This is a genomic window from Streptomyces sp. P3, assembly GCF_003032475.1.
Taxonomy (GTDB): Bacteria; Actinomycetota; Actinomycetes; order Streptomycetales; family Streptomycetaceae; genus Streptomyces.
This window is the reverse complement of record NZ_CP028369.1, coordinates 1,857,819-1,877,896: the sequence shown is the minus strand read 5'-3', so window position 1 is coordinate 1,877,896 and position 20,078 is coordinate 1,857,819. Positions and strand designations below refer to the sequence as shown.

At 73.1% G+C, this 20,078-nt stretch carries 19 protein-coding genes and 1 pseudogene; 16 read left to right on the top strand and 4 right to left on the bottom strand.

Going from position 1 to position 20,078, the window contains the following annotated elements; all coding sequences use genetic code 11:
• Positions 1–9 precede the first annotated feature (9 nt).
• Complete coding sequence (locus C6376_RS08380) at positions 10–267, bottom strand: type II toxin-antitoxin system Phd/YefM family antitoxin (RefSeq protein ID WP_103544659.1); 258 nt, start codon at positions 265–267, stop codon at positions 10–12.
• A gap of 158 nt (positions 268–425) precedes the next feature.
• Positions 426–866: pseudogene (locus tag C6376_RS08375) on the bottom strand (aminotransferase class I/II-fold pyridoxal phosphate-dependent enzyme); the annotation flags it as partial.
• 126 nt (positions 867–992) lie between these two features.
• On the opposite strand from C6376_RS08375, the gene C6376_RS08370 reads away from it, so the two are divergent.
• On the top strand, positions 993–1,547 hold the full coding sequence (locus C6376_RS08370) for a Uma2 family endonuclease (protein WP_107442840.1): 555 nt from the start codon (positions 993–995) through the stop codon (positions 1,545–1,547).
• Between the two features lie 162 nt (positions 1,548–1,709).
• Here C6376_RS08370 and C6376_RS08365 read toward each other — a convergent pair whose 3' ends face one another.
• Positions 1,710–2,906, bottom strand: coding sequence for a pyridoxal phosphate-dependent aminotransferase (locus tag C6376_RS08365; protein WP_107442839.1), 1,197 nt, complete (start codon positions 2,904–2,906; stop codon positions 1,710–1,712).
• Between the two features lie 140 nt (positions 2,907–3,046).
• Between C6376_RS08365 and C6376_RS08360 the strand changes: the two genes are divergently transcribed.
• From C6376_RS08360 to C6376_RS08290, 15 genes are all read left to right on the top strand, one after another.
• Entirely contained in the window at positions 3,047–3,376 is a 330-nt protein-coding gene (locus tag C6376_RS08360; protein WP_107442838.1) for a hypothetical protein, read from the top strand.
• 376 nt (positions 3,377–3,752) lie between these two features.
• Entirely contained in the window at positions 3,753–4,289 is a 537-nt protein-coding gene (locus tag C6376_RS08355; protein ID WP_107442837.1) for a DUF2617 family protein, read from the top strand.
• Between the two features lie 285 nt (positions 4,290–4,574).
• On the top strand, positions 4,575–6,215 hold the full coding sequence (locus tag C6376_RS08350; RefSeq protein WP_107442836.1) for a polyamine aminopropyltransferase: 1,641 nt from the start codon (positions 4,575–4,577) through the stop codon (positions 6,213–6,215).
• Positions 6,216–6,643: 428 nt separating this feature from the next.
• Positions 6,644–7,669 carry an SRPBCC domain-containing protein gene (locus C6376_RS08345; protein WP_107442835.1) on the top strand — a complete coding sequence of 342 codons (1,026 nt, stop codon included), beginning with the start codon at positions 6,644–6,646 and terminating at the stop codon, positions 7,667–7,669.
• 78 nt (positions 7,670–7,747) lie between these two features.
• Positions 7,748–8,545: an aldose epimerase gene (locus tag C6376_RS08340; RefSeq protein WP_107442834.1), complete on the top strand. Its 798-nt coding sequence runs from the start codon at positions 7,748–7,750 to the stop codon at positions 8,543–8,545.
• 10 nt (positions 8,546–8,555) lie between these two features.
• Positions 8,556–9,128, top strand: a complete 573-nt coding sequence (gene pyrE / locus C6376_RS08335; protein ID WP_107442833.1) for an orotate phosphoribosyltransferase — start codon at positions 8,556–8,558, stop codon at positions 9,126–9,128.
• A gap of 197 nt (positions 9,129–9,325) precedes the next feature.
• Complete coding sequence (gene fbaA, locus C6376_RS08330; RefSeq protein WP_107442832.1) at positions 9,326–10,357, top strand: class II fructose-bisphosphate aldolase; 1,032 nt, start codon at positions 9,326–9,328, stop codon at positions 10,355–10,357.
• Between the two features lie 104 nt (positions 10,358–10,461).
• Positions 10,462–11,928, top strand: a complete 1,467-nt coding sequence (locus C6376_RS08325; RefSeq protein ID WP_107442831.1) for an MFS transporter — start codon at positions 10,462–10,464, stop codon at positions 11,926–11,928.
• A 113-nt stretch (positions 11,929–12,041) separates the two neighbouring features.
• Positions 12,042–12,455: a DUF3151 domain-containing protein gene (locus C6376_RS08320; RefSeq protein WP_107442830.1), complete on the top strand. Its 414-nt coding sequence runs from the start codon at positions 12,042–12,044 to the stop codon at positions 12,453–12,455.
• Between the two features lie 214 nt (positions 12,456–12,669).
• Positions 12,670–13,515, top strand: coding sequence for a tryptophan 2,3-dioxygenase family protein (locus tag C6376_RS08315; RefSeq protein ID WP_107442829.1), 846 nt, complete (start codon positions 12,670–12,672; stop codon positions 13,513–13,515).
• Positions 13,508–14,692: a kynureninase gene (gene kynU, locus C6376_RS08310; protein ID WP_107442828.1), complete on the top strand. Its 1,185-nt coding sequence runs from the start codon at positions 13,508–13,510 to the stop codon at positions 14,690–14,692. Before C6376_RS08315 ends, kynU begins: the two co-directional genes overlap by 8 nt.
• A 303-nt stretch (positions 14,693–14,995) precedes the next feature.
• The gene (locus C6376_RS08305) at positions 14,996–15,877 is read left to right on the top strand and encodes an alpha/beta hydrolase (RefSeq protein WP_107442827.1); all 882 of its coding nucleotides are present in this window, start codon (positions 14,996–14,998) and stop codon (positions 15,875–15,877) included.
• Between the two features lie 189 nt (positions 15,878–16,066).
• Positions 16,067–17,455, top strand: a complete 1,389-nt coding sequence (locus C6376_RS08300) for a sensor histidine kinase (protein WP_107442826.1) — start codon at positions 16,067–16,069, stop codon at positions 17,453–17,455.
• Complete coding sequence (locus tag C6376_RS08295; protein ID WP_107442825.1) at positions 17,452–18,120, top strand: response regulator transcription factor; 669 nt, start codon at positions 17,452–17,454, stop codon at positions 18,118–18,120. Before C6376_RS08300 ends, C6376_RS08295 begins: the two co-directional genes overlap by 4 nt.
• A gap of 285 nt (positions 18,121–18,405) precedes the next feature.
• Positions 18,406–19,623, top strand: coding sequence for a cytochrome P450 (locus C6376_RS08290; RefSeq protein ID WP_107442824.1), 1,218 nt, complete (start codon positions 18,406–18,408; stop codon positions 19,621–19,623).
• Here the strand turns inward: C6376_RS08290 and C6376_RS44690 are convergent.
• Positions 19,606–19,881 (bottom strand): hypothetical protein, encoded by a 276-nt coding sequence (locus C6376_RS44690; RefSeq protein ID WP_216825580.1) that lies wholly within the window; start codon positions 19,879–19,881, stop codon positions 19,606–19,608. The two genes, C6376_RS08290 and C6376_RS44690, sit on opposite strands and share 18 nt — an antisense overlap.
• Between the last annotated feature and the right edge of the window lie 197 nt (positions 19,882–20,078).

Below are 20,078 nucleotides of genomic sequence, written 5' to 3'. Positions count from 1 at the left end.
TTGCGGCCCTTATTCGTCGGTCGCCAGCTCGCGTACGGTGCCGCCGCCGCTTTCCAACTCGTCGATGGACGCGAGCAGGCGCCGCGCGTTGGCCGGGCTCCGCAGCAGGTACGCCGTCTCTTTCAGGGACTCGTAGTCCTCAAGGGAGACTATGACGACCGGCTCATGTCCGGCCCGGGTGATGACGACCTCTTCGCGGTCGTCGGTGACGGAGTTGAGCACCTCGGCGTACCGCGCGCGCGACTCGGAATAGGTCATGGTCTTCACGATCAACCCTCCTTGACGTACAAGAAACTGTACGTCGAGGCCTGTGGTGTGGCAAGCGGCATACTGACGGCCGTCACCGGGCGGTTCCGGGGGCACGAGAGTTCGGTGGCGAGACGGCAGGCAAAGAGGGATGCGATGGCCGTCCCGTAGAGCGGCGGTCAGTGTGCGAACGCCTTGCGGAGCCGTTCCGCCGCGTCCGTCAACACCTCAGTGCGTTTGCAGAAGGCGAAGCGGACGAAGGGGGCGCCAGCCGCGCGGTGGTCGTAGAAGACCGCGTTGGGGATGGCGACGACGCCCGCGCGCTCCGGCATGGCGCGGCAGAAGGCGAAGCCGTCGGACTCGCCGAGTGGACGAATGTCGGTGGTGATGAAGTACGTCCCGGTCGGCCGGAAGACCCGGAAGCCCGCGTCGGCGAGCCCCGCGCTCAGCAGGTCCAGCTTGGCCCGCAGGTCGTCACGGAAAGCCGTGAAGTAGGCGTCGGGCAGGCGCAGGGCCTCGGCCACGGCGTATTGGAAGGGCCCGGAGGCGACGTACGTCAGGTACTGCTTGGCCGAGCGGACGGCCGCGACCAGTCCGGGCGCCGCCGTGACCCAGCCGACGCCGCGTTCACACACCTATTCGTTTGTCGCGGTGTCGTCCGGATCAGGTTCACAGCCGTACCGCCGGGCTCGGTGCCAGGGCGCTGTCCGCCGTATCCTGACCGCACACGGGAAGGAGCACCGTTCATGAGTGTCGACGCGATCGTGCACACCGAATTCCCCAAGGGTTACACGGTCCTGTTCGGGGCCGACGGAAAGGTGATCATGACCCCGCAGAGCGAGGAGCACTCGAGCACCATCAGGTCGATGCAGATCGACTCGGCCGCCGCCCTCGGCCGTCATGCGAAGGTCACCTCCGACGTCTACATCGACTTCCCCGCCGACGAGAACTCCGCTCCCGACCTGGCCATCCTGCGCGAGGACGCGCGCAAGGAGGGCAAGCGCTACAGCTTCGAAGACGTCCTGTTGATCTCGGAAGTCGTCTCGACCTCCTCGGCGCGCAAGGACTACGACGACTGCACCGCGAAGTACGGCCGCTACGGCATCCCCGTCTACCTCGTCGTGGATCCCTACGCCCGCGAAGTCGTCCTGCACACTGAGCCCACCACGAGCGGCTACAGCACGGCGCACACCCGTGCGTACGGCACAGGCAAGCTCCCCATTCCCCTGGCCGACGGCCGCACCTTCACCCTCGACCTCGACGAGCTCCCGCGCCCGGAGCCCGAGGCGGACGCCCGCTGACGAAGGTCTCCCGGTACGGCCCGGCCCGTGCCGTCGGCGCCGCTGTCGTCGGAGATGGTCGTTCCTGGCCAGGGCAGCCGGCTGGGCTTGCCCTGGTTCGGCGATAGCGGGACACGGCAAGGGCCGTGTGGCCGGTACATGTGCTGGTACGTCTGTGGCTGTTCAGGCGGCCAGCGTCTTGAGTCGGGAGGCCGCCTCCTCCAGCACGCCTGTCTGCTTGCAGAACGCGAAGCGGACAAAGGGTGCGCCCTGCTCGCGGTGGTCGTAGAAGACCGTGTTGGGGATCGCGACCACCCCGCAGCGCTCCGGCAGCGCACGGCAGAAGGTGAAACCGTCGCTCTCGCCAAGGGGCCGGATGTCGGTGGTGATGAAGTACGTGCCGGCCGGGCGGAAGACCTTGAAGCCCGCCCGCTCCAGGCCACCCGCGAGCAGGTCCCGTTTGGCCAGCATGTCCGCGCGGAAGCCCGCGAAGTACGAGTCGGGCAGGCGCAGGGCCTCGGCCACGGCGTATTGGAAGGGCCCGGAGGCGACGTACGTCAGGTACTGCTTGGCCGAGCGGACGGCCGCGACCAGTCCGGGCGCCGCCGTCACCCAGCCGACCTTCCAGCCGGTGAAGGAGAACGTCTTGCCGGCCGAGCCGATGGTGACCGTGCGCTCCCGCATCCCGGGCAGTGTGGCCGGCGGCACGTGTGCGGCTTCGTCGTAGACCAGGTGCTCGTACACCTCGTCCGTCACGACGAGCAGGTCCCGTTCCACCGCCAGCTCGGCGATCGCGGTCAGCTCCTCGCGGGTGAGCACGGTGCCGGTCGGGTTGTGCGGGGTGTTGATCAGCAGCAGCCGGGTGCGGTGGGTGACGGCGTCGCGCAGCTCGTCCAGGTCGAGGCGGAAGCGCTGGTGCTCGGCGTCGGGGCGCAGCGTCACCGGCACGCGCGTGGCGCCGGCCATCGCGATGCAGGCCGCGTAGGAGTCGTAGTACGGCTCCAGGGCGATCACCTCGTCGCCGGGCTCGAGCAGGGCGAGCAGGGTCGCGGCGATGGCCTCCGTGGCGCCCGCGGTGACCAGGACCTCCGTGTCCGGGTCGAAGGAGAGGCCGTATCGGCGGAGCTGGTGGTCGGCGATCGCCGTGCGCAGCTCGGACACGCCCGGGCCCGGCGGGTACTGGTTGCCGCGCCCGTCCCGCAGCGCCCGCACGGCCGCTTCCCGGACCTCCTCGGGGCCGTCGGTGTCGGGGAAGCCCTGGCCCAGGTTGATCGAACCGGTCGTCGCCGCGAGGGCGGACATCTCGGCGAAGATCGTCGTCCCGAACTCGGCGAGACGGCGGTTCAGGAAGGGGCGCGCGGGAGAGGTCATGCTCGTCATCCTGCGCCGAAGCTCTGGAGTTCCTCAACTCCGCTTTGGCGGCAGGCCGGGGCGGGCATCCCCCGTTCACGCGGCGCTCGGACGCCGCGCGAGGCGCCCACGGGGGGCCGCTTCGGGGGACAGGGAAGGAGGGTGACGCCATGTTCTTCGGCATCGTCCTGGCGGTGATCGTCATCGGGTTCGTGGTGGCCGTGGCGGCCAACGCGAGCAATCGCAGCTCCGTGCGGTCCCATCGCGGCGGCAGGTCGCGCGGCGGCGACTCCTCCAGCAGCTCGGGCAGTTGGTGGGCGGGCGGCGCGGCGGGCGGGAGCGGCGCCTCCTGCAGTTCGGGGAGTTCCGGCGGGCACCATGGCGGCCATCACGGCGGGCACTCGTGCGGCGGCTCGTCCTCGTCCTGCGGCGGAAGCTCGTCCTGTGGCGGCGGATCGTCCTGCGGAGGGGGCGGCGGCGGATGCGGCGGAGGCAGCTGACACGGGGCAGCTGAGCTCCCGCGGGGGGAGCCGCATCCGGACCGCGGGGCCCGGCCTACCACGGGCTCCGCGGTCACACCATGTGCCCGGGGCGGGCGCGAATGGCATGTGCCCGGCCCGCCTGGGCGTACGCCCAGGTTGAACAGTTGAGCTGTGGAGCCCCCCGAGGGATGGAAACCCCACGAAGTTGGGTAAAAACGCTGTGGCGGCCCCACACTTCATGATTCCCTCTAGAGCACCGACGCAGCCCCTCACACCCTTCGGGCGTCCCGAGCGGACGACCTCCCCAGACCGGGCTGACCGGGGCGGTTCCCGGTGTCGACCGGGGTGCGCCGGACCTTTCCTCCTTTTCTTTGCGTCTCCGCGGAGCCGACCCATGCTCACGACCCTGAACACCTCCTACACCGACACGCGCGCGGCCGATCTCGCCTGGGCCCTGGGGCGCGAACCACTGCCTGCCCTCGCCACCCTCGACCTCGAACTGGACGGTGCCAAGCTTCAGTTGAGACTGCTCGGCGCCTCGCACCAGGTGCTGCTGGAGGAGGAGCAGGCCAGTTGTTCGGAGACGGTGGCCTGCATCCCCGGCAGCAGCACCCCGCTCCCGCTGGGCGTCGCCAAGCGGGTCGGCGGCTGGGAGTACGAGTTCGCGGCGCGCGTCGAGGAGCTCTCACCGGATCAGTTCGCGGGCCGCGCCCAGGAGCTCCTGGCCCTCGTCTCCGAGCATCCGTACGGCCTGGTCGGAGTCTTCCCCGGCAGCCCGCACGCCTTCACCGCACTGCTAGCCCAGCGCCACGAGGGTCATGTCCACTGGCGTACCTGGCACGCGTACCCGCAGGACGGTCAACTGGTGGCGACGAGAACGCGGGTGGGCGTGCGCGTGCCGGTGTGCGCCGAGATCCCGTCCGGCGGGTGAGGCGCGAACCGGCTGGCGAGCACCGGCGAGGGCCGGTGAGGAGCGGTGACGAGCCGCGGGGGGAGGGCGAGGGCCGGGCCCCGGGCGCGCCGCGCGGGGCGACGCCCTGTGGGGCCGGGGATGGCCGCCTGACGCCGGACGGGCCTGACGCCGGACGGGCCTGACGGGTGGGGGAGCCGCCGGGGGCCCGCCTTGCGATGACTCAAACGTGTGACCGCCCGGACGTCCCGGTTTCACACGTGTGGGTGACGAAGGGTACCCGTGCCGTGACGTAACGTCGCAGTCGTGATCGAACCGTACGCACCGGCCCCGCCCGGCACTCCGCCGCCATGGCGGAGTCCCGCGCGGCTCTCCGTCCGGCCGGACACCGGGCGGCTGATGGTCCTCACGTGCGTATTCGTCTGCGCGGCCTGCGGTCTCGTCTACGAACTCGAACTGGTCGCGCTGGCGTCCTGCTTGATGGGCGACTCCGTCACCCAGGCCTCCGTGGTGCTGTCGGTCATGGTCTTCGCGATGGGCCTCGGCTCCCTCGTCGCGAAACGGCTGCGCCGGTTCGCCGCGGCCGGTTTCGGCGTCCTGGAGGCGACCCTCGCCCTGGTCGGCGGGTGCAGTGCCATGGCGCTGTACGCGGTGTTCGCCTGGACGGGCGACTGGGGCGGCCTGTGGGCCGACGGCTCCCGCGTCCTCCTCGTGGCGTTCTCCCTCGCCATCGGCCTGCTCATCGGGGCCGAGGCGCCGCTCCTCATGGAGCTGATCCAGCGCATCCGGCGGCAGGACGCGGGCGGTGCGGTGGCGGACCTGTTCGCCGCGGACTATGTGGGCGCGCTGGTCGGCGGCCTAGCCTTCCCGTTCCTGCTCCTGCCGTTCCTCGGCCAGCTGACGAGTTCCCTGCTGGTGGGCGCGGTCAACGTGGTCGCCGGGGCCGCCCTGGTGCTGGGGCTGTTCCGGCGCGACCTGACGTGCCGGGCCCGCTGTCTCCTGCTCGTCGCCAACATCGCCGTCCTCGGCGTCCTCGCCTTCGCCGCCGTCCTCGTCGACGACTTCGAACGGGCGGCGAGGCAGGCGGTGTACGGGGCCGACGTGCGGGTGGTGGTGCAGACGGGCGCCCAGGAGATCGTGCTGACCGGCGGCGTCGACGGCCGCCCCCTCGACCTCTATCTGGACGGCCGCCGCCGCTTCGCGGGCCGGGACGAGCGCAGGTACCACGAGGCGCTCGTCCGGCCGGCGATGAGCGGCCCGCACGCGCACGTGCTGATCCTCGGCGGCGGCGACGGCCTGGCCGCCCGCGAGGCCCTCGGCCGACCGGGCGTGCGCCGTGTCGACGTCGTCGCGCCCGACCCCGGCCTGGTCCGGCTGGCCCGCACCGACCCTGCCCTGTCGAGCCTCAACGGCCACGCCTTCGGCGACCCGCGCGTCCGGGTGGCCGCCGGGGACGCCTTCCAATGGCTGCGCGGGGCCCCTTTGGCGACGTACGACGTGGTCGTCGTGGATCTGCCCGATCCCGGCAGCACCGCGAGCACCAGGCTCTACTCCCAGGAGTTCTACGGTCTCGCCCGCCGCGTCCTGGCCCCCGGCGGCCGCCTCGTCGTGCACGCCGGGCCGGTCGCGAGCCGGCCCCGGGCGTTCTGGACGGTCGAGGCGACACTGCGCGCGGCCGGTCTGCACACCGCCCCCTACCGGGTGGACGGTCGCGGCACCGGCCGTACCGGCGGCCCCGACCGCGTCGCCGGCGACGCCTTCCGGGCCGCCCGCGACTGGGGCTTCGTCCTGGCCGCCGCCGAAGCCCGCCCGCCGCTGCGCCTCGACCCGCGCGAGCACCCCCCGCGCACGCTGACCCAGGCGGCCCTGATCGCGGACGCCCGGGCGGCCGAGGCGGACCGGGTGGCCGGAGTGCCGGCTTCGACGCTGGTGCATCCGCGTTACTGACGTGACGGTGGCGGGGTCGGGATACTGACGGGGCGCCGGTGCGGTCGGGCTGCCGATGTGACGGCGGTGCGGCTGCGGTTGCCGACGGGTCTCTGAGGAGCCGAAGGGGGAACGCACCGCACCCGTGCGGGAAGGAGCACCGCACCCGTGCGGGAAGGAGCACCGCACCCGTGCCGGAAGGAGCACCGCACCCGTGCCGGAAGGAGCAACGCGCCCGTGCGGGAAGGAGCAACGCGCCCGTGCGGGAAGGGACGCGTCCGGTGTCGGAGGGGACGCGTCCTTTGTCGGAGGGCGAACCGGCCGGTCTCCGGACGGGCGCGGCGCGCGGACGCGGCTCGTGCGGGGCCTACCACCTGCCCGGTTCCGGGGGAGGGCGAATCCGGTTTCGCCGGGTGCTTTCCGGCCCCGCGTGGGTAGGCTCGGGACCTATGGAGCAAGAGGTGTTCGTTCCGGTTCCGGCCGAGCGACTGAGGGCGGCCCTCGCCGATCCCGCGCAGGTGGCCCGTGCGGTTCCCGGGCTCCAGCAGGACGCGGGCACCGAGCCCGTCGCGGGCCGGCTGAAGGTGCGGATCGGCAGCCACACCATCACCTACCGGGGGGCGGCACGCGTCTCGCCCCGCGAAAACGGCGGCTACGCGGTGGAGGGCGGCGGCACGGAGGTTCGCGGCAGCGGGACGGTCAAGCTGAGCCTCGCCCTGTATCTGCGAGAGGCCGACGCGGGCACCACGCTCCGCTTCGAGGGGACGGCCTCGGCGGACGGCCGGGTCGCGGAACTGCCCGCCGAGGCGGTCGAATCGGCGGTGGCCCGGCTGCTCAACCGTTTCGCGGGGAACCTCGGAGCGTCGGCCGCACCCGACGAGCAGCCAGGAGCCGGGACGAGTGAGGGCACCACCGACCCGGCAGTCACCGGCCGCCACGCCGACCACCGCGACGCCGACCACCGCGACGGTGTCCACGACGGCCGGAACGCAGACGCCTCCGACGCAGACGCCTCCGACGCAGACGCCTCCGACGCCTCCGACGCCTCCGATGTCGACACCTCCGACGTCCCGGACGGCGCCGGCCTGGACGCCGCTGAGCAAGAAGCCGCTGCGCAGGACGCTGCTGCGCGGGAGGCCGGTGCGCCCGACGACGTCAACGATCCAAACGCCGCTGACGACGTCGACGAACCCGTGGTCCCCGCGGCCGCCTTCGAGACGGCGGCGCCACCCTCCGAGCTCGACGACCTCACGGGTCCCGCCCAGCCGCCCGCCGAGGCCGCGCACGCGCGCCGCACGATGATCGGCCGCAGCGCCGAGGAGGTCGACCACGCTCCGCCGCGCGGGCGCTACGCGCCGGTCCCCGCCCCGCAGACCGTCATGCCGAACAGCGCGCTGCGGTGGGCGGCCCCGGCGGCCGCACTGGTCGTGGCGTCCGCGATCGTGGTCGGCAGGGCGCTGCGCCGACGCGGTTAGCGCCGGTCAGGGGCCGGTCCGGCCCGTCCGCGGGCCCTGCTTCCCAGGTGGCGATGACCGCCCCAGTAGGGTCGTCCCGTGAGTGACGAAGAGATCACGCTGACCGCGGGCGACGCGGAGGCGACCGTGCAGCCGGGCAACGGCGGCCGGGTCGGGGGGCTGCGCGTCGGCGGCCTCGAACTGCTGCGCCAGGGCGAGCGGTTCGGCTGCTTCCCGATGGTCCCCTGGTGCGGGAGGATCCGCGACGGGTACTTCCACAACGGCGCGACCGTCCACCGGATGCCGCTCAACGCCGCGCCGAACGCCATCCACGGCACCGCCCGCGACGGCGCCTGGAAAGTCGCCCGGCGCACGGCCGACGAGGTCGTGCTGACGTACGAGCTGGTGGCGCCCTGGCCCTACCCCGGCCTGGTCACCCAGGTGGTCGCGCTGGCCGAGGACGCGCTGACGATCCGGATGGCCGTGGAGACGTACGACTCCTCCTTCCCGGCGCAGATCGGCTGGCATCCCTGGTTCAACCGCAACCTGGGCGGCCGGGACGCCCAGGACGTGCGTGTCGCCTTCGCCCCGGCCTGGCAGGAGCAGCGCGGCGACGACCATCTGCCGACCGGCGAGCGCGTCGAGCCGAAGCCGGGCCCCTGGGACGACTGCTTCGGCATGCCCGGCGGCGTCGACGTCACCCTCACCTGGCCGGGGCAGCTGGAGCTGAAGGTGACCAGTCCCGAGAAGTGGGTCGTCGTCTACGACGAGCAGGAGGCGGCGGTGTGCGTGGAGCCGCAGACCGGGCCGCCGAACGGACTGAACACCCTCCCGCGCCTGGTCACACCGCTGGAGCCGCTCGAGGCCGCGACGACCTGGTCCTGGTCGCGGCTCTAAGCTGAGGGGCATGACGGACGTCAACGGAACAACGCCGACCGGCGCACGCGGCGCGCTGCTGCAGCTGATCAAGGACAAGGCCGTGGTGCACGGCAAGGTCACCCTGTCGTCGGGGCTGGAGGCGGACTACTACGTCGACCTCCGCCGCGTCACCCTCGACGGGGAGGCCGCCCCGCTGGTCGGACAGGTGTTGCTCGACCTCACCGCCGACCTCGAGTTCGACGCGGTGGGCGGTCTGACCATGGGCGCCGACCCGGTGGCCGGCGCGATGCTGCACGCGGCCGCCGCCCGCGGCCGCAGGCTGGACGCCTTCGTCGTGCGCAAGGCGGCGAAGGCGCACGGGCTCCAGCGGCGCGTCGAGGGTCCGGAGATCAGGGGCCGCCGGGTGCTGGTCGTCGAGGACACCTCCACCACCGGCGGCTCGCCGCTGGCCGCGGTGGAGGCGGTGCGCGAGGCGGGCGCCGAGGTGGTGGCGGTGGCGACCATCGTGGACCGGGCGACCGGGGCGGACGAGAAGATCCGCGCGGGTGCGGGCGTGCCGTACCTGTTCGCCTTCTCGAAGGACGAGCTCGGCCTGGACTGACCCGCCCAGGGTTCTCGCCCGACCTGCCCGCGGGCTCTCGCCTCGCCCCCGGGGCGGTGCCCGACCCGCTCTGTGGACAGGGCCTGGACCATTCGTGCAGGTCTGGGAAGATGGGGCCGACGACGACGTCGAACCCCAAGGTCTAGGTCAGGGCCGCAGTACGCAGATCGCCGACCGCACAATCAAGGAGCGGACAGATGCCCATCGCAACCCCCGAGGTCTACAACGAGATGCTCGACCGGGCGAAGGCAGGCAAGTTCGCCTACCCGGCCATCAACGTCACCTCGACGCAGACCCTGCACGCGGCGCTGCGCGGCTTCGCCGAGGCGGAGAGCGACGGCATCATCCAGATCTCCACGGGTGGCGCCGAGTTCCTGGGCGGCCAGTACAGCAAGGAGATGGTCACGGGTTCCGTGGCCCTCGCCGAGTTCGCGCACATCGTCGCCGAGAAGTACCCGGTCACCGTGGCGCTGCACACGGACCACTGCCCGAAGGACAAGCTCGACGGGTACGTGCGCCCGCTGCTCGCGGTCTCCGAGGAGCGCGTGAAGGCGGGCCGCAACCCGCTGTTCCAGTCCCACATGTGGGACGGCTCCGCCGAGACCCTCGCCGACAACCTGGCCATCGCGCAGGAACTGCTCGCCCGCGCCGCCGCCGCGAAGATCATCCTCGAGGTGGAGATCACCCCGACCGGCGGCGAGGAGGACGGCGTCTCGCACGAGATCAACGACTCCCTGTACACGACGGTCGACGACGCCGTGCGCACCGTCGAGGCGCTCGGCCTGGGCGAGAAGGGCCGCTACCTGCTGGCCGCGTCCTTCGGCAACGTCCACGGCGTGTACAAGCCGGGCAACGTCGTGCTCCGTCCCGACCTGCTCAAGGAACTGAACGAGGGCGTCGCCGCGAAGTACGGCAAGCCGGCCGGCTCCCAGCCGTTCGACTTCGTCTTCCACGGCGGCTCCGGCTCCACCGCCGAGGAGATCGCGACCGCGCTGGACAACGGCGTCGTGAAGATGAACCTGGACACGGACACGCAGTACGCCTTCACGCGTCCGGTCGCCGACCACATGTTCAAGAACTACGACGGCGTCCTGAAGGTCGACGGCGAGGTCGGCTCCAAGACGACGTACGACCCGCGCACCTGGGGCAAGCTGGCCGAGGCGGGCATGGCCGCGCGCGTCGTCGAGGCCACGCAGCACCTGCGCTCCGCGGGCCAGAAGATCAAGTAACCCCGCGCGGCCCCCTGGGGGGACCGCGAGGACCCGTGTCGCACCGGGCCCGGCGTTCGTCAGCATCCTGTCTGACGCGCCGGGCTCGCTGTATACCTGGGGGTATGCCCGACGTCCGGCTGGCCTCCCCCCGCGGCAGATGGATCCTGCTCACCACCGTGCTCGGCTCCGGCATGGCCCTGCTGGACTCGACCGTCGTCAACGTGGCGCTGCCGCGCATCGGCCGTGACCTGGACGCCGACCTCGCCGCCCTGCAGTGGACCGTCAACGCGTACATGGTGACGCTGGCCGGGCTGATCCTGCTCGGCGGCTCCCTCGGCGACCGATACGGACGGCGCAGGGTGTTCGTGGTGGGGGTGGTGTGGTTCGCCGCCGCCTCGCTGCTGTGCGGGCTGGCCCCGAACGCGGGTGTGCTGGTGGCCGCGCGGGCGCTGCAGGGCGTCGGCGGCGCCCTGCTCACCCCGGGCTCCCTCGCGCTCATCCAGGCTTCCTTCCACCCCGACGACCGCGGCCGGGCGGTGGGGCTGTGGTCCGGGTTCGGGGGTGTCGGCGCGGCCGTCGGGCCGTTCCTGGGCGGCTGGCTGGTGGACGGTCCGGGCTGGCGGTGGGTGTTCCTGCTGAACCTGCCGCTGGCCGCGGTGTGCGTGCCGGTGGCGCTGCGGCACGTTCCCGAGTCGCGGGACCGGCTCACGCACGGCCGGTTCGACGTCCTAGGCGCGGTGCTCGGGGCGCTCGCCCTCGCGCTGGTGACGTACGCGCTGATCGAGGCCCCGGGCGGTTCGCCGGCCGTCGTGGCGGCGGGCGTCGCCGGGGTGGCGGCCGGAGTGGCCTTCGTCGTCGTGGAGCGACGGCGGCCGGACCCCATGATGCCGACGGACGTCTTCGCGTCCCGCCAGTTCACCGCCGTCAACCTGGTCACGCTGTGCGTGTACGCGGCCTTCGGCGGCTTCTTCTTCCTCTCCGCGGTCCAGCTGCAGACGGTGGTGGGTTGGTCGGCCCTCGGCGCCGGCACGGCACTGCTGCCGACGACCGTGCTGATGCTGCTGCTGTCCGCGCGCTCCGGCGAGCTGGCCGAGCGGATCGGGCCGCGCCTGCCGCTCACCGTGGGGCCGCTGCTGTGTGCGGCCGGGATGCTGCTGATGCTGCGGGTCGGGCCGGACGCCTCCTACGTCGCGGACGTGCTGCCCGCGGTGCTCGTCCTGGGCGTGGGCATGGTGACGCTGGTCGCCCCGCTTACCGCGACCGTCCTGGCCTCGGTGGACGTCGGCAGGGCCGGTCTGGCCAGCGGCGTCAACAACGCGGCGGCGCGGGCCGCGGGCCTGGTCGCCGTCGCCGCGCTGCCCCTGCTGACGGGCATGGGACCGGAGACGTACCGTTCGGCGGACGCCTTCGACGAGGCGTTCGGGCAGGCCATGGTGATCTGCGCGGCGGTGCTGGCGGCGGGCTCGCTGACGGCGTTCCTCACCGTGCGGCGGCCGCCGCCGGACTGCCGCAGGCCGGAGTGCAGGAGGCACGGCAGCGTCCTGGCCCCGCCGCTGGAGGGGCAACGGGCGCGTAAGCGACTCGGTTAGAGGGCGACGGTCCGGCGCAGGCGCACCGGGGGTCATCGGTCCGGCGCGGCAAGGGGCACCGGCGCGGCGGACGGGCGTCTGGCGCGGGGCGGGGAGTGGAGGAGACTGGAGCCATGTCGATTCACGAGAACCTCCTCGGGGGCCCGCCCCCGACCCACCTGCCCGACGACCCCGAGCCGCGCGAGCTCCTCGCGAACGGGACGGCGCCCGCCGACGTCGCCGCGAAGTACCCGACGTCCTCGCTGGCCTGGGCCCGGCTCGCCGACGACGCGTTCGAGCGGGGCAGTGTGGTGGAGTCGTACGCGTACGCCCGTACGGGGTACCACCGCGGCCTCGACAGTCTGCGCCGCAGTGGATGGAAGGGGCACGGACCGGTGCCCTGGGAGCACGAGCCGAACCGCGGCTTCCTGCGGGCTCTGCACGCCCTCGCCCGCGCCGCCCAGGCGATCGGCGAGCAGGAGGAGTACGAGCGCTGCTCGCAGTTCCTCAAGGACTCCTCCGCGACGGCCGCCCAGACCCTGGGCTAGACCTGGGCTGGACCTGGGCTGGACCGGTCTGGACCCGGAGACAGCCGTTCACCTGCGCGTTCGTCCGTGGGTTCGGGCGTGGCCCGTCCGGTGTGACCGGACGGGCCTTGCGTTTTCCGGATGCCATTGCGCACTATGTGGCCGTGGGGACCGGGGCCCCCGTGTCGGTAACGGCAGGGGCGGACCGCTACCCGGAGTACAACAGGAGACAGCGATGTCCCAGCAGGCTCAGCCCCATGAGGCTTCGGAGCCCGAGACCCCGCATCTCGACTTCGCCGGCACGACGCCGTACGAGGACTACGTCAAGGCGGACGTGCTCACCCACCTCCAGCACACCCTCTCCGACGATCCCGGAGAGATGGTCTTCCTGGTCACGACCCAGGTGATGGAGCTGTGGTTCACGGTCATCGTCCACGAGTGGGAGACCGCGGCGCAGGCGCTCCGCGAGGACCGGGTGCCGGTGGCGGTCGACGCGCTGAAGCGTTCGGTCCGTGAGCTGGAGGCGCTCAACGCCTCCTGGCGGCCGCTCGCCCAGCTGACCCCCGCCCAGTTCAACTCGTACCGCTCGGCGCTCGGCGAGGGTTCCGGCTTCCAGTCCGCGATGTACCGCCGCATGGAGTTCCTGCTCGGCGACAAGTCCGCGTCCATGCTGGTCCCGCACCGCGCCGCGCCGCGCGTGCACGCCGAGCTGGAGAAGGCGCTGCACGAGCCGAGCCTGTACGACGAGGTGCTGCGGCTGCTGGCCCGGCGCGGCCACGCGATCCCGTCCTCCGTCCTGGAGCGCGACGTCTCCCGGCGCTACGAGCCCTCGGCGGAGGTCGAGGCGGTGTGGACGGCCGTGTACGCGGGCGACGAGTCCGACGAGGTCGCCCGTCTGGGCGAGGCGCTGACGGACGTCGCCGAGCTGGTGTGGCGCTGGCGCAACGACCACCTCGTCGCCACCCGTCGCGCGATGGGCGCCAAGGCGGGCACCGGCGGTTCGGCCGGGGTGGCCTGGCTGGAGAAGCGCGCGCAGAAGAACGTCTTCCCCGAGCTGTGGACGGCGAGGTCCCATGTCTGACCTCGCCCGCACCGCACAGCAGCTCGACGCGGGCGACGAACTGGCCGTCAAGCGCGCCCAGTTCGTGCTCGACGACGGCGTCTACCTGGACGGCAACTCGCTGGGCGCGCTCCCGCGGTCCGTCCCCGGCCGCGTCGAGGACGTCGTGCGCCGCCAGTGGGGCGCGCTGAGGATACGTTCCTGGGACGAGAGCGGCTGGTGGACGGCGCCCGAGCGGATCGGCGACCGGATCGCCCCGCTGGTGGGGGCGGCGGCCGGGCAGGTCGTGGTCGGCGACTCGACGAGCGTCAACGTCCTCAAGGCGCTGGTGGGCGCGGTGCGCCTGGTGGACGACGCCCGCGACGAGATCCTCGTCGACGCCGCCACCTTCCCCACCGACGGCTACATCGCCGCGTCGGCGGCCCGGCTGACCGGCCGCACGCTGCGGCCGGTGCACCCGGCAGAGGTCCCCGGGGCGCTGTCCGGGCGCACGGCCGCCGTGCTGCTCAACCACGTCGACTACCGCACGGGCCGGCTGCACGACCTGCCCTCGCTCACCGCCGCCGTGCGTGCGGCGGGCGCGGTCTCGGTGTGGGACCTGTGCCACAGCGCGGGCGCCCTGCCGGTCGGCCTCGACGAGCACGGTGTGGATCTCGCGGTCGGCTGCACCTACAAGTACCTGAACGGCGGCCCCGGTTCGCCGGCCTACCTGTACGTCCGGCACGGTCTCCAGGACCGTTTCGACTCCCCGCTGCCCGGCTGGAACTCGCACGCCGAGCCCTTCGGGATGCGGGAGGCGTACGAGCCGGCCGCGGGCGCTGCGCGCGGGCGCGTCGGCACCCCCGACATCCTGTCGATGCTCGCGCTGGAGGCGGCCCTCGAGGTGTGGGACGGCGTGTCGATCGCGGCGGTGCGCGCCAAGTCGCTGGCGCTGACGGACTTCTTCCTGGAGTGCGTCGCCGCCTACGTCCCCGACGGGCGGGTCGAGTCGCTGACTCCGGTGCGTCACGAGGAGCGCGGCAGCCAGGTGGCGCTGCGCTGCGAGGACGCCGGCGACGTCATGAAGCGGCTGATCGAGCGCGGGGTCGTCGGCGACTTCCGCAGCCCCGACGTGCTCCGGTTCGGCTTCACCCCGCTGTACGTCGGGTTCGCGGACGTGGAGCGGGCGGCGCGGACGCTGGCGCGGGAACTGGGCTGACCTGTCGGAGGGGCGGCGCTGCCCTGTCGGAGGGGCGGCGAACCCGACGGAGGGACAGCGCTGACCTGGCGGAGTGACCCGGTCGGCTGAACCGGCCGGGGCCCCGGGGCGTACCTAGGGGTGCGCCCCGGGGGGTTTCCCGGCGGGCGGGCCTGCCGGGGTGACGGAACAGCAGAACCGTTTACCTCTCACCGTGCGTGACATCCGCGTGTCCGCGCACGTCACGGGCCTGATACCGTCCCGGCCAACGGCCGAATTCTCTCCTGGTCCGCCAAATCTTCTTCGCCGCTGAGAGGTTGGAGCATGCCGGACGACGTTGTCGCAGCCCGGGCCGCCGCCGAGGAGGCGTCGGCCTTCGCGCATCCGCCCGTCGAGCCCGACGTCACCGCGGCGTACGGCGACCACCCCGACCAGGTGATCGACTTCTACGTCCCGCGTGCGGAGGCCGGGCCGGGCGGCCCGGTCCCGCTCGTCGTCGTGCTGCACGGCGGGGCCTGGCGGGCGCCCTACGACCGGCGGCACATCACGCCGTTCGCGGGCTATCTGGCCCGGCGCGGATTCGCGGTGGCCAACGTCGAGTACCGGCGCGGGGGAGGGAGTTCGGACCCGGGACCGGCTCCGGTCGCCGGACGCTGGCCCGACACCTTCGACGACGTCGCCGCCGCCCTCGACGCGCTCGGCGGCCTTGCCCGGACGGCCGTGCCGCAGGCCGACGCGCGCCGTACGGTGCTGACCGGCCACTCGGCCGGCGGCCATCTCGCGCTGTGGGCGGCGGCCCGGCATCTGCTGCCGGCCGACGCGCCCTGGCGCACCGGCGACCCCACCTCGCTGCGGGGCGTCGTCGCCCTGGCCCCGATCGCCGACTTCGCGGTCGCCGGGAAGCTGGACGTGTGCGGCGGAGCGGCCCGCCAACTCCTCGGCGGCGACGACCACTTCGAGGAACGGCGGCCGTACGCCGACCCCGCCCTGCTGCTGCCCACGGGCGTCGCGACCACGCTGGTGCAGGGCCGTGCCGACGAGGTCGTCCCGCAGGCGGTCGCCGAGGCCTACGCGGAGGCGGCGGCGAAGGCGGGCGAGGTGGTGGGCCTGACCCTGCTCGAGGACGTGGGCCACTTCCCGCTGATCGACCCGGCGGCGGACGCGTGCGCGGTGGTGGCGGAGGAGATCGCCCAACTGGCCTGGTGAGCACGTCGGTTCCGTGTCGTACGGCGGTGCGTGCCCCGTCGGCGTCGGGCCGTCCGGGCAGGGAGGCCACCGCGACCTCCTCGGGCCCGTGGCGGCGGGTTCCCGGGCCCGTAGTCCTTGAGGGGGATCCGCCGGAACCCTTCTCACTGGTGACGACCGCGCCCTGTCGATGCGCCTACCGTTTTCCTCGTGACCGAGACGACGCAGACGCACAGCACGCCCCCCGGCGACCCGGACGACTCCTCCGAGGCCTACCAGCCGCGCAGCCCGGAGTTCCGGGCGGCGATGGACGCCCTGCGCGGCCTGCGGCGGGACCTGTTCGACGCCGCCTTCGCCTACCGCCCGCTGCCCCGCAAGGAGGAGGTCGGCCGGCTCGCCCGCAACTGGAAGGGCCGCAAGCGCGAGTACGCGGCCTGGTCGCGGCACACGGTGGTCGCGGCGGGCGGCGCGCTGTCCGCCATGATCGCCTTCACGGACGGCGGCGGCGGACTGCTGGGGTTCCTGACCGGCCTGCTCGTCCTGGCGCCGGTGCTGATGACGCTGGTACGGCCGGTCGGCGCGTTCTGGCTGTCGCTGGCCTCGACCTCGGCGGTCGCCATGCTCGGCACGACGTACGGGAACTGGCCGTGGCTGCCCGGCAGCTACCTCTCCCACCTGCTGGTCCTCACGGTCGTGGCGATACGCACCCGGCCGCGCACGGCGGCCTGGATGTGGCTGCTCACGGCGTTCTACGGCTTCTTCGCCGAGAGCCTCTTCGGCTGGGGCCACTACGACACGAACATCGCGTCCATGCTGGTGTTCTCCGCGATCCTGCTGCTCGCCGTCACCGTGTGGCACATCCGGCAGCAGGCCCGGCAGGAGGTCACGGCCCAGCAGACGGTGACCGCGCACGAGCGGTCCCGGCGCACCCTCCTGGAGGAACGCACCACGATCGCCCGTGAGCTGCACGACGTGGTCGCCCACCACATGTCGGTGGTCGCCATCCAGGCGGAGGCGGCCCCCTACCGGGTGGAGAACCCGCCGCCGGAGCTGGAGAAGGCCTTCGCGACCATCCGGGTGAACGCGGTGGCGGCGCTCACCGAGCTGCGCCGGGTGCTGGGCGTGGTCCGCGCCGAGGACTACGACGTCCCGGACGCCCCGCAGCCCACGCTCGCCGAGCTGGACGCGCTCCTCGCCAACGTGCGCGAAGCCGGCCTGGAGGTGGAGAAGGCGGTCACGGGGGCGGTGCGCGAGCTGCCGCAGGGGGTGGAGCTGTCGGCGTACCGGATCGTCCAGGAGGCGCTGAGCAACACCCTCCGCCACGCGCCCGGCGCGAGCGCCCGGGTGGAGGTCGGGTACGTTCTGGGCGGGCTCGGCCTGCGGATCGTCAACGGCGCTCCGCCGAACCCGACCCTGATCAAGCCCTCACCCGGCGCCGGCCACGGCATCACGGGCATGCGGGAGCGGGTCACGATGCTGAACGGCGAGATGACGGCCGAGGCGACGCACGACGGAGGGTACGAGGTGACGGTGTTCCTGCCGGTGCCGGCGTCCACGGTGTCCGCCGCCGCGCCTTCTTCGGACAAGGACGGGGCATGACGATCCGGGTTCTGATCGCCGACGACCAGATGATGGTCCGCGAGGGCTTCTCGGTCCTGCTGAACGCGATGCCGGACATCGAGGTGGTGGGCGAGGCGGTGAACGGCCGGGAGGCGGTGCACCGGGTCCGCGAGCTGGCGCCCGACGTGGTCCTGATGGACATCCGCATGCCGGAGCTGAACGGCATCGAGGCGACGCGGGAGATCGTCGCGGCGGGCGGCACGTCGAAGGTCCTGGTCCTGACCACCTTCGACCTCGACGAGTACGTCTACCAGGCGCTGCGCGCGGGAGCCTCCGGCTTCCTCCTGAAGGACGCCTCGGCCCGCCAGCTGGCGGACGGGGTGCGGGTGGTGGCGGCCGGCGAGGCGCTTCTCGCCCCGTCCGTCACCCGGCGTCTGATCACGGAGTTCTCCAAGCTCTCGGACACCCCCGGGTCGGTCCGCGCGGCCGTCCATGCGTCCTACGGCGACCTGACCGAACGGGAGACGGAGGTGCTGGTCCTCATCGCCCAGGGCCTGTCGAACTCGGAGATCGCCGAGCGGCTGGTGGTGGCGGAGTCGACCATCAAGACGCACGTGAGCAGGATCCTGGTGAAGCTGGGCCTGCGGGACCGCACCCAGGCGGCGGTGTTCGCGTACGAGGCGAGGCTGGTGACGCCGGGCTAGCCGCCGCCGGCGGGCCGGGCGGTGCCCGCCGCGGCCCCGGCGGCCCGCTGTGCCCCCGGCGGCCCGCTGTGCCCCCGGCGGCCCGCTGTGCCCCCGGCGGCCCGCTGTGCCCCCGGCGGCCCGCTGCGGCCCCGGCGCCCGCCGCGCCGGGGCCGCGCCCGCCCGTTCACCGCCCTGCGTCCCCTTCGCCCCTCGGCTCGCCGACCACCGTCGATCATCTCCCGGCGGGAGCGCGCGGCCAGGACCCCCTGGTCAGGACGCCGGTCCGCGGGCTAGCGTCCGTCCATGGCAGCAGCTGACGACCTCTCGTTCGACCCCTGGGACCCCGCGTTCGTGGCGGACCCGTACCCGGCCTACGCCGAGCTGCGGGAGCGCGGGCGGGTGATCTACTACGAGCCGACCGGGCAGTGGCTCGTGCCGGGGCACGCGGACGTGTCGGCCCTGCTGCGGGAGCGGCGGCTGGGGCGCACGTACCAGCACCGGTTCACGCACGAGGAGTTCGGGCGGACCGCGCCGCCCGCCGAGCAGGAGCCGTTCCACACGCTGAACGACCACGGGATGCTCGACCTGGAACCGCCGGATCACACCCGGATCCGGCGGCTGGTGTCGAAGGCGTTCACCCCGCGCACCGTGGAGCGGCTCAAGCCGTACGTGCAAAGGCTGGCCGGCGAGCTGGTGGACGGGCTCGTGCGGGCGGGCGGCGGCGATCTGCTGAGCGACGTCGCCGAGCCGCTGCCGGTGGCCGTGATCGCGGAGATGCTGGGGATCCCGGAGGCGGACCGCGGGCCGCTGCGGCCCTGGTCGGCGGACATCTGCGGGATGTACGAGCTGAACCCTTCGCAGGAGACCGCGGCGAAGGCCGTGCGGGCCTCCGTCGAGTTCACCGCCTATCTGCGCGAGCTGATCGCGGAGCGGCGCAAGGAGCCGGGGGACGATCTCGTCTCCGGGCTGATCGCGGCGCACGACGAGGGCGACCGGCTCACCGAGCAGGAGATGATCTCGACGGCGGTGCTGCTGCTGAACGCCGGTCACGAGGCGACCGTCAACGCCACCGTCAACGGGTGGTGGGCGCTGTTCCGCAACCCGGAGCAGCTGGCCGTGCTGCGCGCCGACCATTCGCTGGTGCCGTCCGCCGTCGAGGAGCTGATGCGGTACGACACCCCGCTGCAGCTGTTCGAGCGGTGGGTGCTGGACGACATCGAGATCGACGGGGTCACCGTGCCGCGGGGGGCCGAGATCGCGATGCTCTTCGGGTCGGCGAACCACGATCCCGCGGTGTTCGCCGAGCCCGAACGGCTGGACCTCACCCGGGCGGACAACCCGCACATCTCCTTCAGCGCGGGCATCCACTACTGCATCGGCGCGCCGCTGGCCCGCATCGAGCTCGCCGCGTCGATGACGGCCCTGCTGGAACGGGCCCCGACGCTGGCTCCGGCCGCGGAACCGCGTCGCAAGCCGAACTTCGTCATCCGGGGTCTGGAGGGCCTAGCGGTCACCCTGTGACCCGCCACGGACCGGCGCGCGCCCGCGACGCCGTTCGCGCCGTTCGCGCCGGTCCTGCCGGTCCTGCAGCAGGCCGGCGACCGCCGCGTGGGCGAGGACCGGCAGGGCGGCTCCCGCGAGGAACACCAGCGGAAGCTCGGTGAACAGCACGCCGAGATCCATGCCCTGCTGTTCGAAGCCGTTGCCCAGGTGGATGCGCGTGCGGTCCGAGGAGAGCCACAGGGAGACGGCCGTCAGCGCGCTCGCCACCGAGATCACGCACCCGCCGCACCCCACCGCCCTTCGCCCCATGCACAGGGGGACGTCCCGGGCCCCCGTCCGGTTCGCCGCCGGCCACGGCTTCTGCCACCGCCACCGCCGGCCCCGGCCCACCGCCATAGCCCCAGCCCCGGTGGCCGTCCCCGCCACGGCCGGGGCACCGGCACCCCCGCCACCGCGACGGTCACGGCCCCCGC

Bases quoted from the DNA above. Each gene is read 5' to 3' on its own strand.
- C6376_RS08370 (WP_107442840.1), top strand. From the start codon at position 993: ATGAGTGTCGACGCGATCGTGCACACCGAATTCCCCAAGGGTTACACG.
- C6376_RS08365 (WP_107442839.1), bottom strand. From the start codon at position 2,906: ATGACGAGCATGACCTCTCCCGCGCGCCCCTTCCTGAACCGCCGTCTC.
- C6376_RS08360 (WP_107442838.1), top strand. From the start codon at position 3,047: ATGTTCTTCGGCATCGTCCTGGCGGTGATCGTCATCGGGTTCGTGGTG.
- C6376_RS08355 (WP_107442837.1), top strand. From the start codon at position 3,753: ATGCTCACGACCCTGAACACCTCCTACACCGACACGCGCGCGGCCGAT.
- C6376_RS08345 (WP_107442835.1), top strand. From the start codon at position 6,644: ATGGAGCAAGAGGTGTTCGTTCCGGTTCCGGCCGAGCGACTGAGGGCG.
- pyrE (WP_107442833.1), top strand. From the start codon at position 8,556: ATGACGGACGTCAACGGAACAACGCCGACCGGCGCACGCGGCGCGCTG.
- fbaA (WP_107442832.1), top strand. From the start codon at position 9,326: ATGCCCATCGCAACCCCCGAGGTCTACAACGAGATGCTCGACCGGGCG.
- C6376_RS08325 (WP_107442831.1), top strand. From the start codon at position 10,462: ATGCCCGACGTCCGGCTGGCCTCCCCCCGCGGCAGATGGATCCTGCTC.
- C6376_RS08320 (WP_107442830.1), top strand. From the start codon at position 12,042: ATGTCGATTCACGAGAACCTCCTCGGGGGCCCGCCCCCGACCCACCTG.
- C6376_RS08315 (WP_107442829.1), top strand. From the start codon at position 12,670: ATGTCCCAGCAGGCTCAGCCCCATGAGGCTTCGGAGCCCGAGACCCCG.
- kynU (WP_107442828.1), top strand. From the start codon at position 13,508: ATGTCTGACCTCGCCCGCACCGCACAGCAGCTCGACGCGGGCGACGAA.
- C6376_RS08305 (WP_107442827.1), top strand. From the start codon at position 14,996: ATGCCGGACGACGTTGTCGCAGCCCGGGCCGCCGCCGAGGAGGCGTCG.
- C6376_RS08295 (WP_107442825.1), top strand. From the start codon at position 17,452: ATGACGATCCGGGTTCTGATCGCCGACGACCAGATGATGGTCCGCGAG.
- C6376_RS08290 (WP_107442824.1), top strand. From the start codon at position 18,406: ATGGCAGCAGCTGACGACCTCTCGTTCGACCCCTGGGACCCCGCGTTC.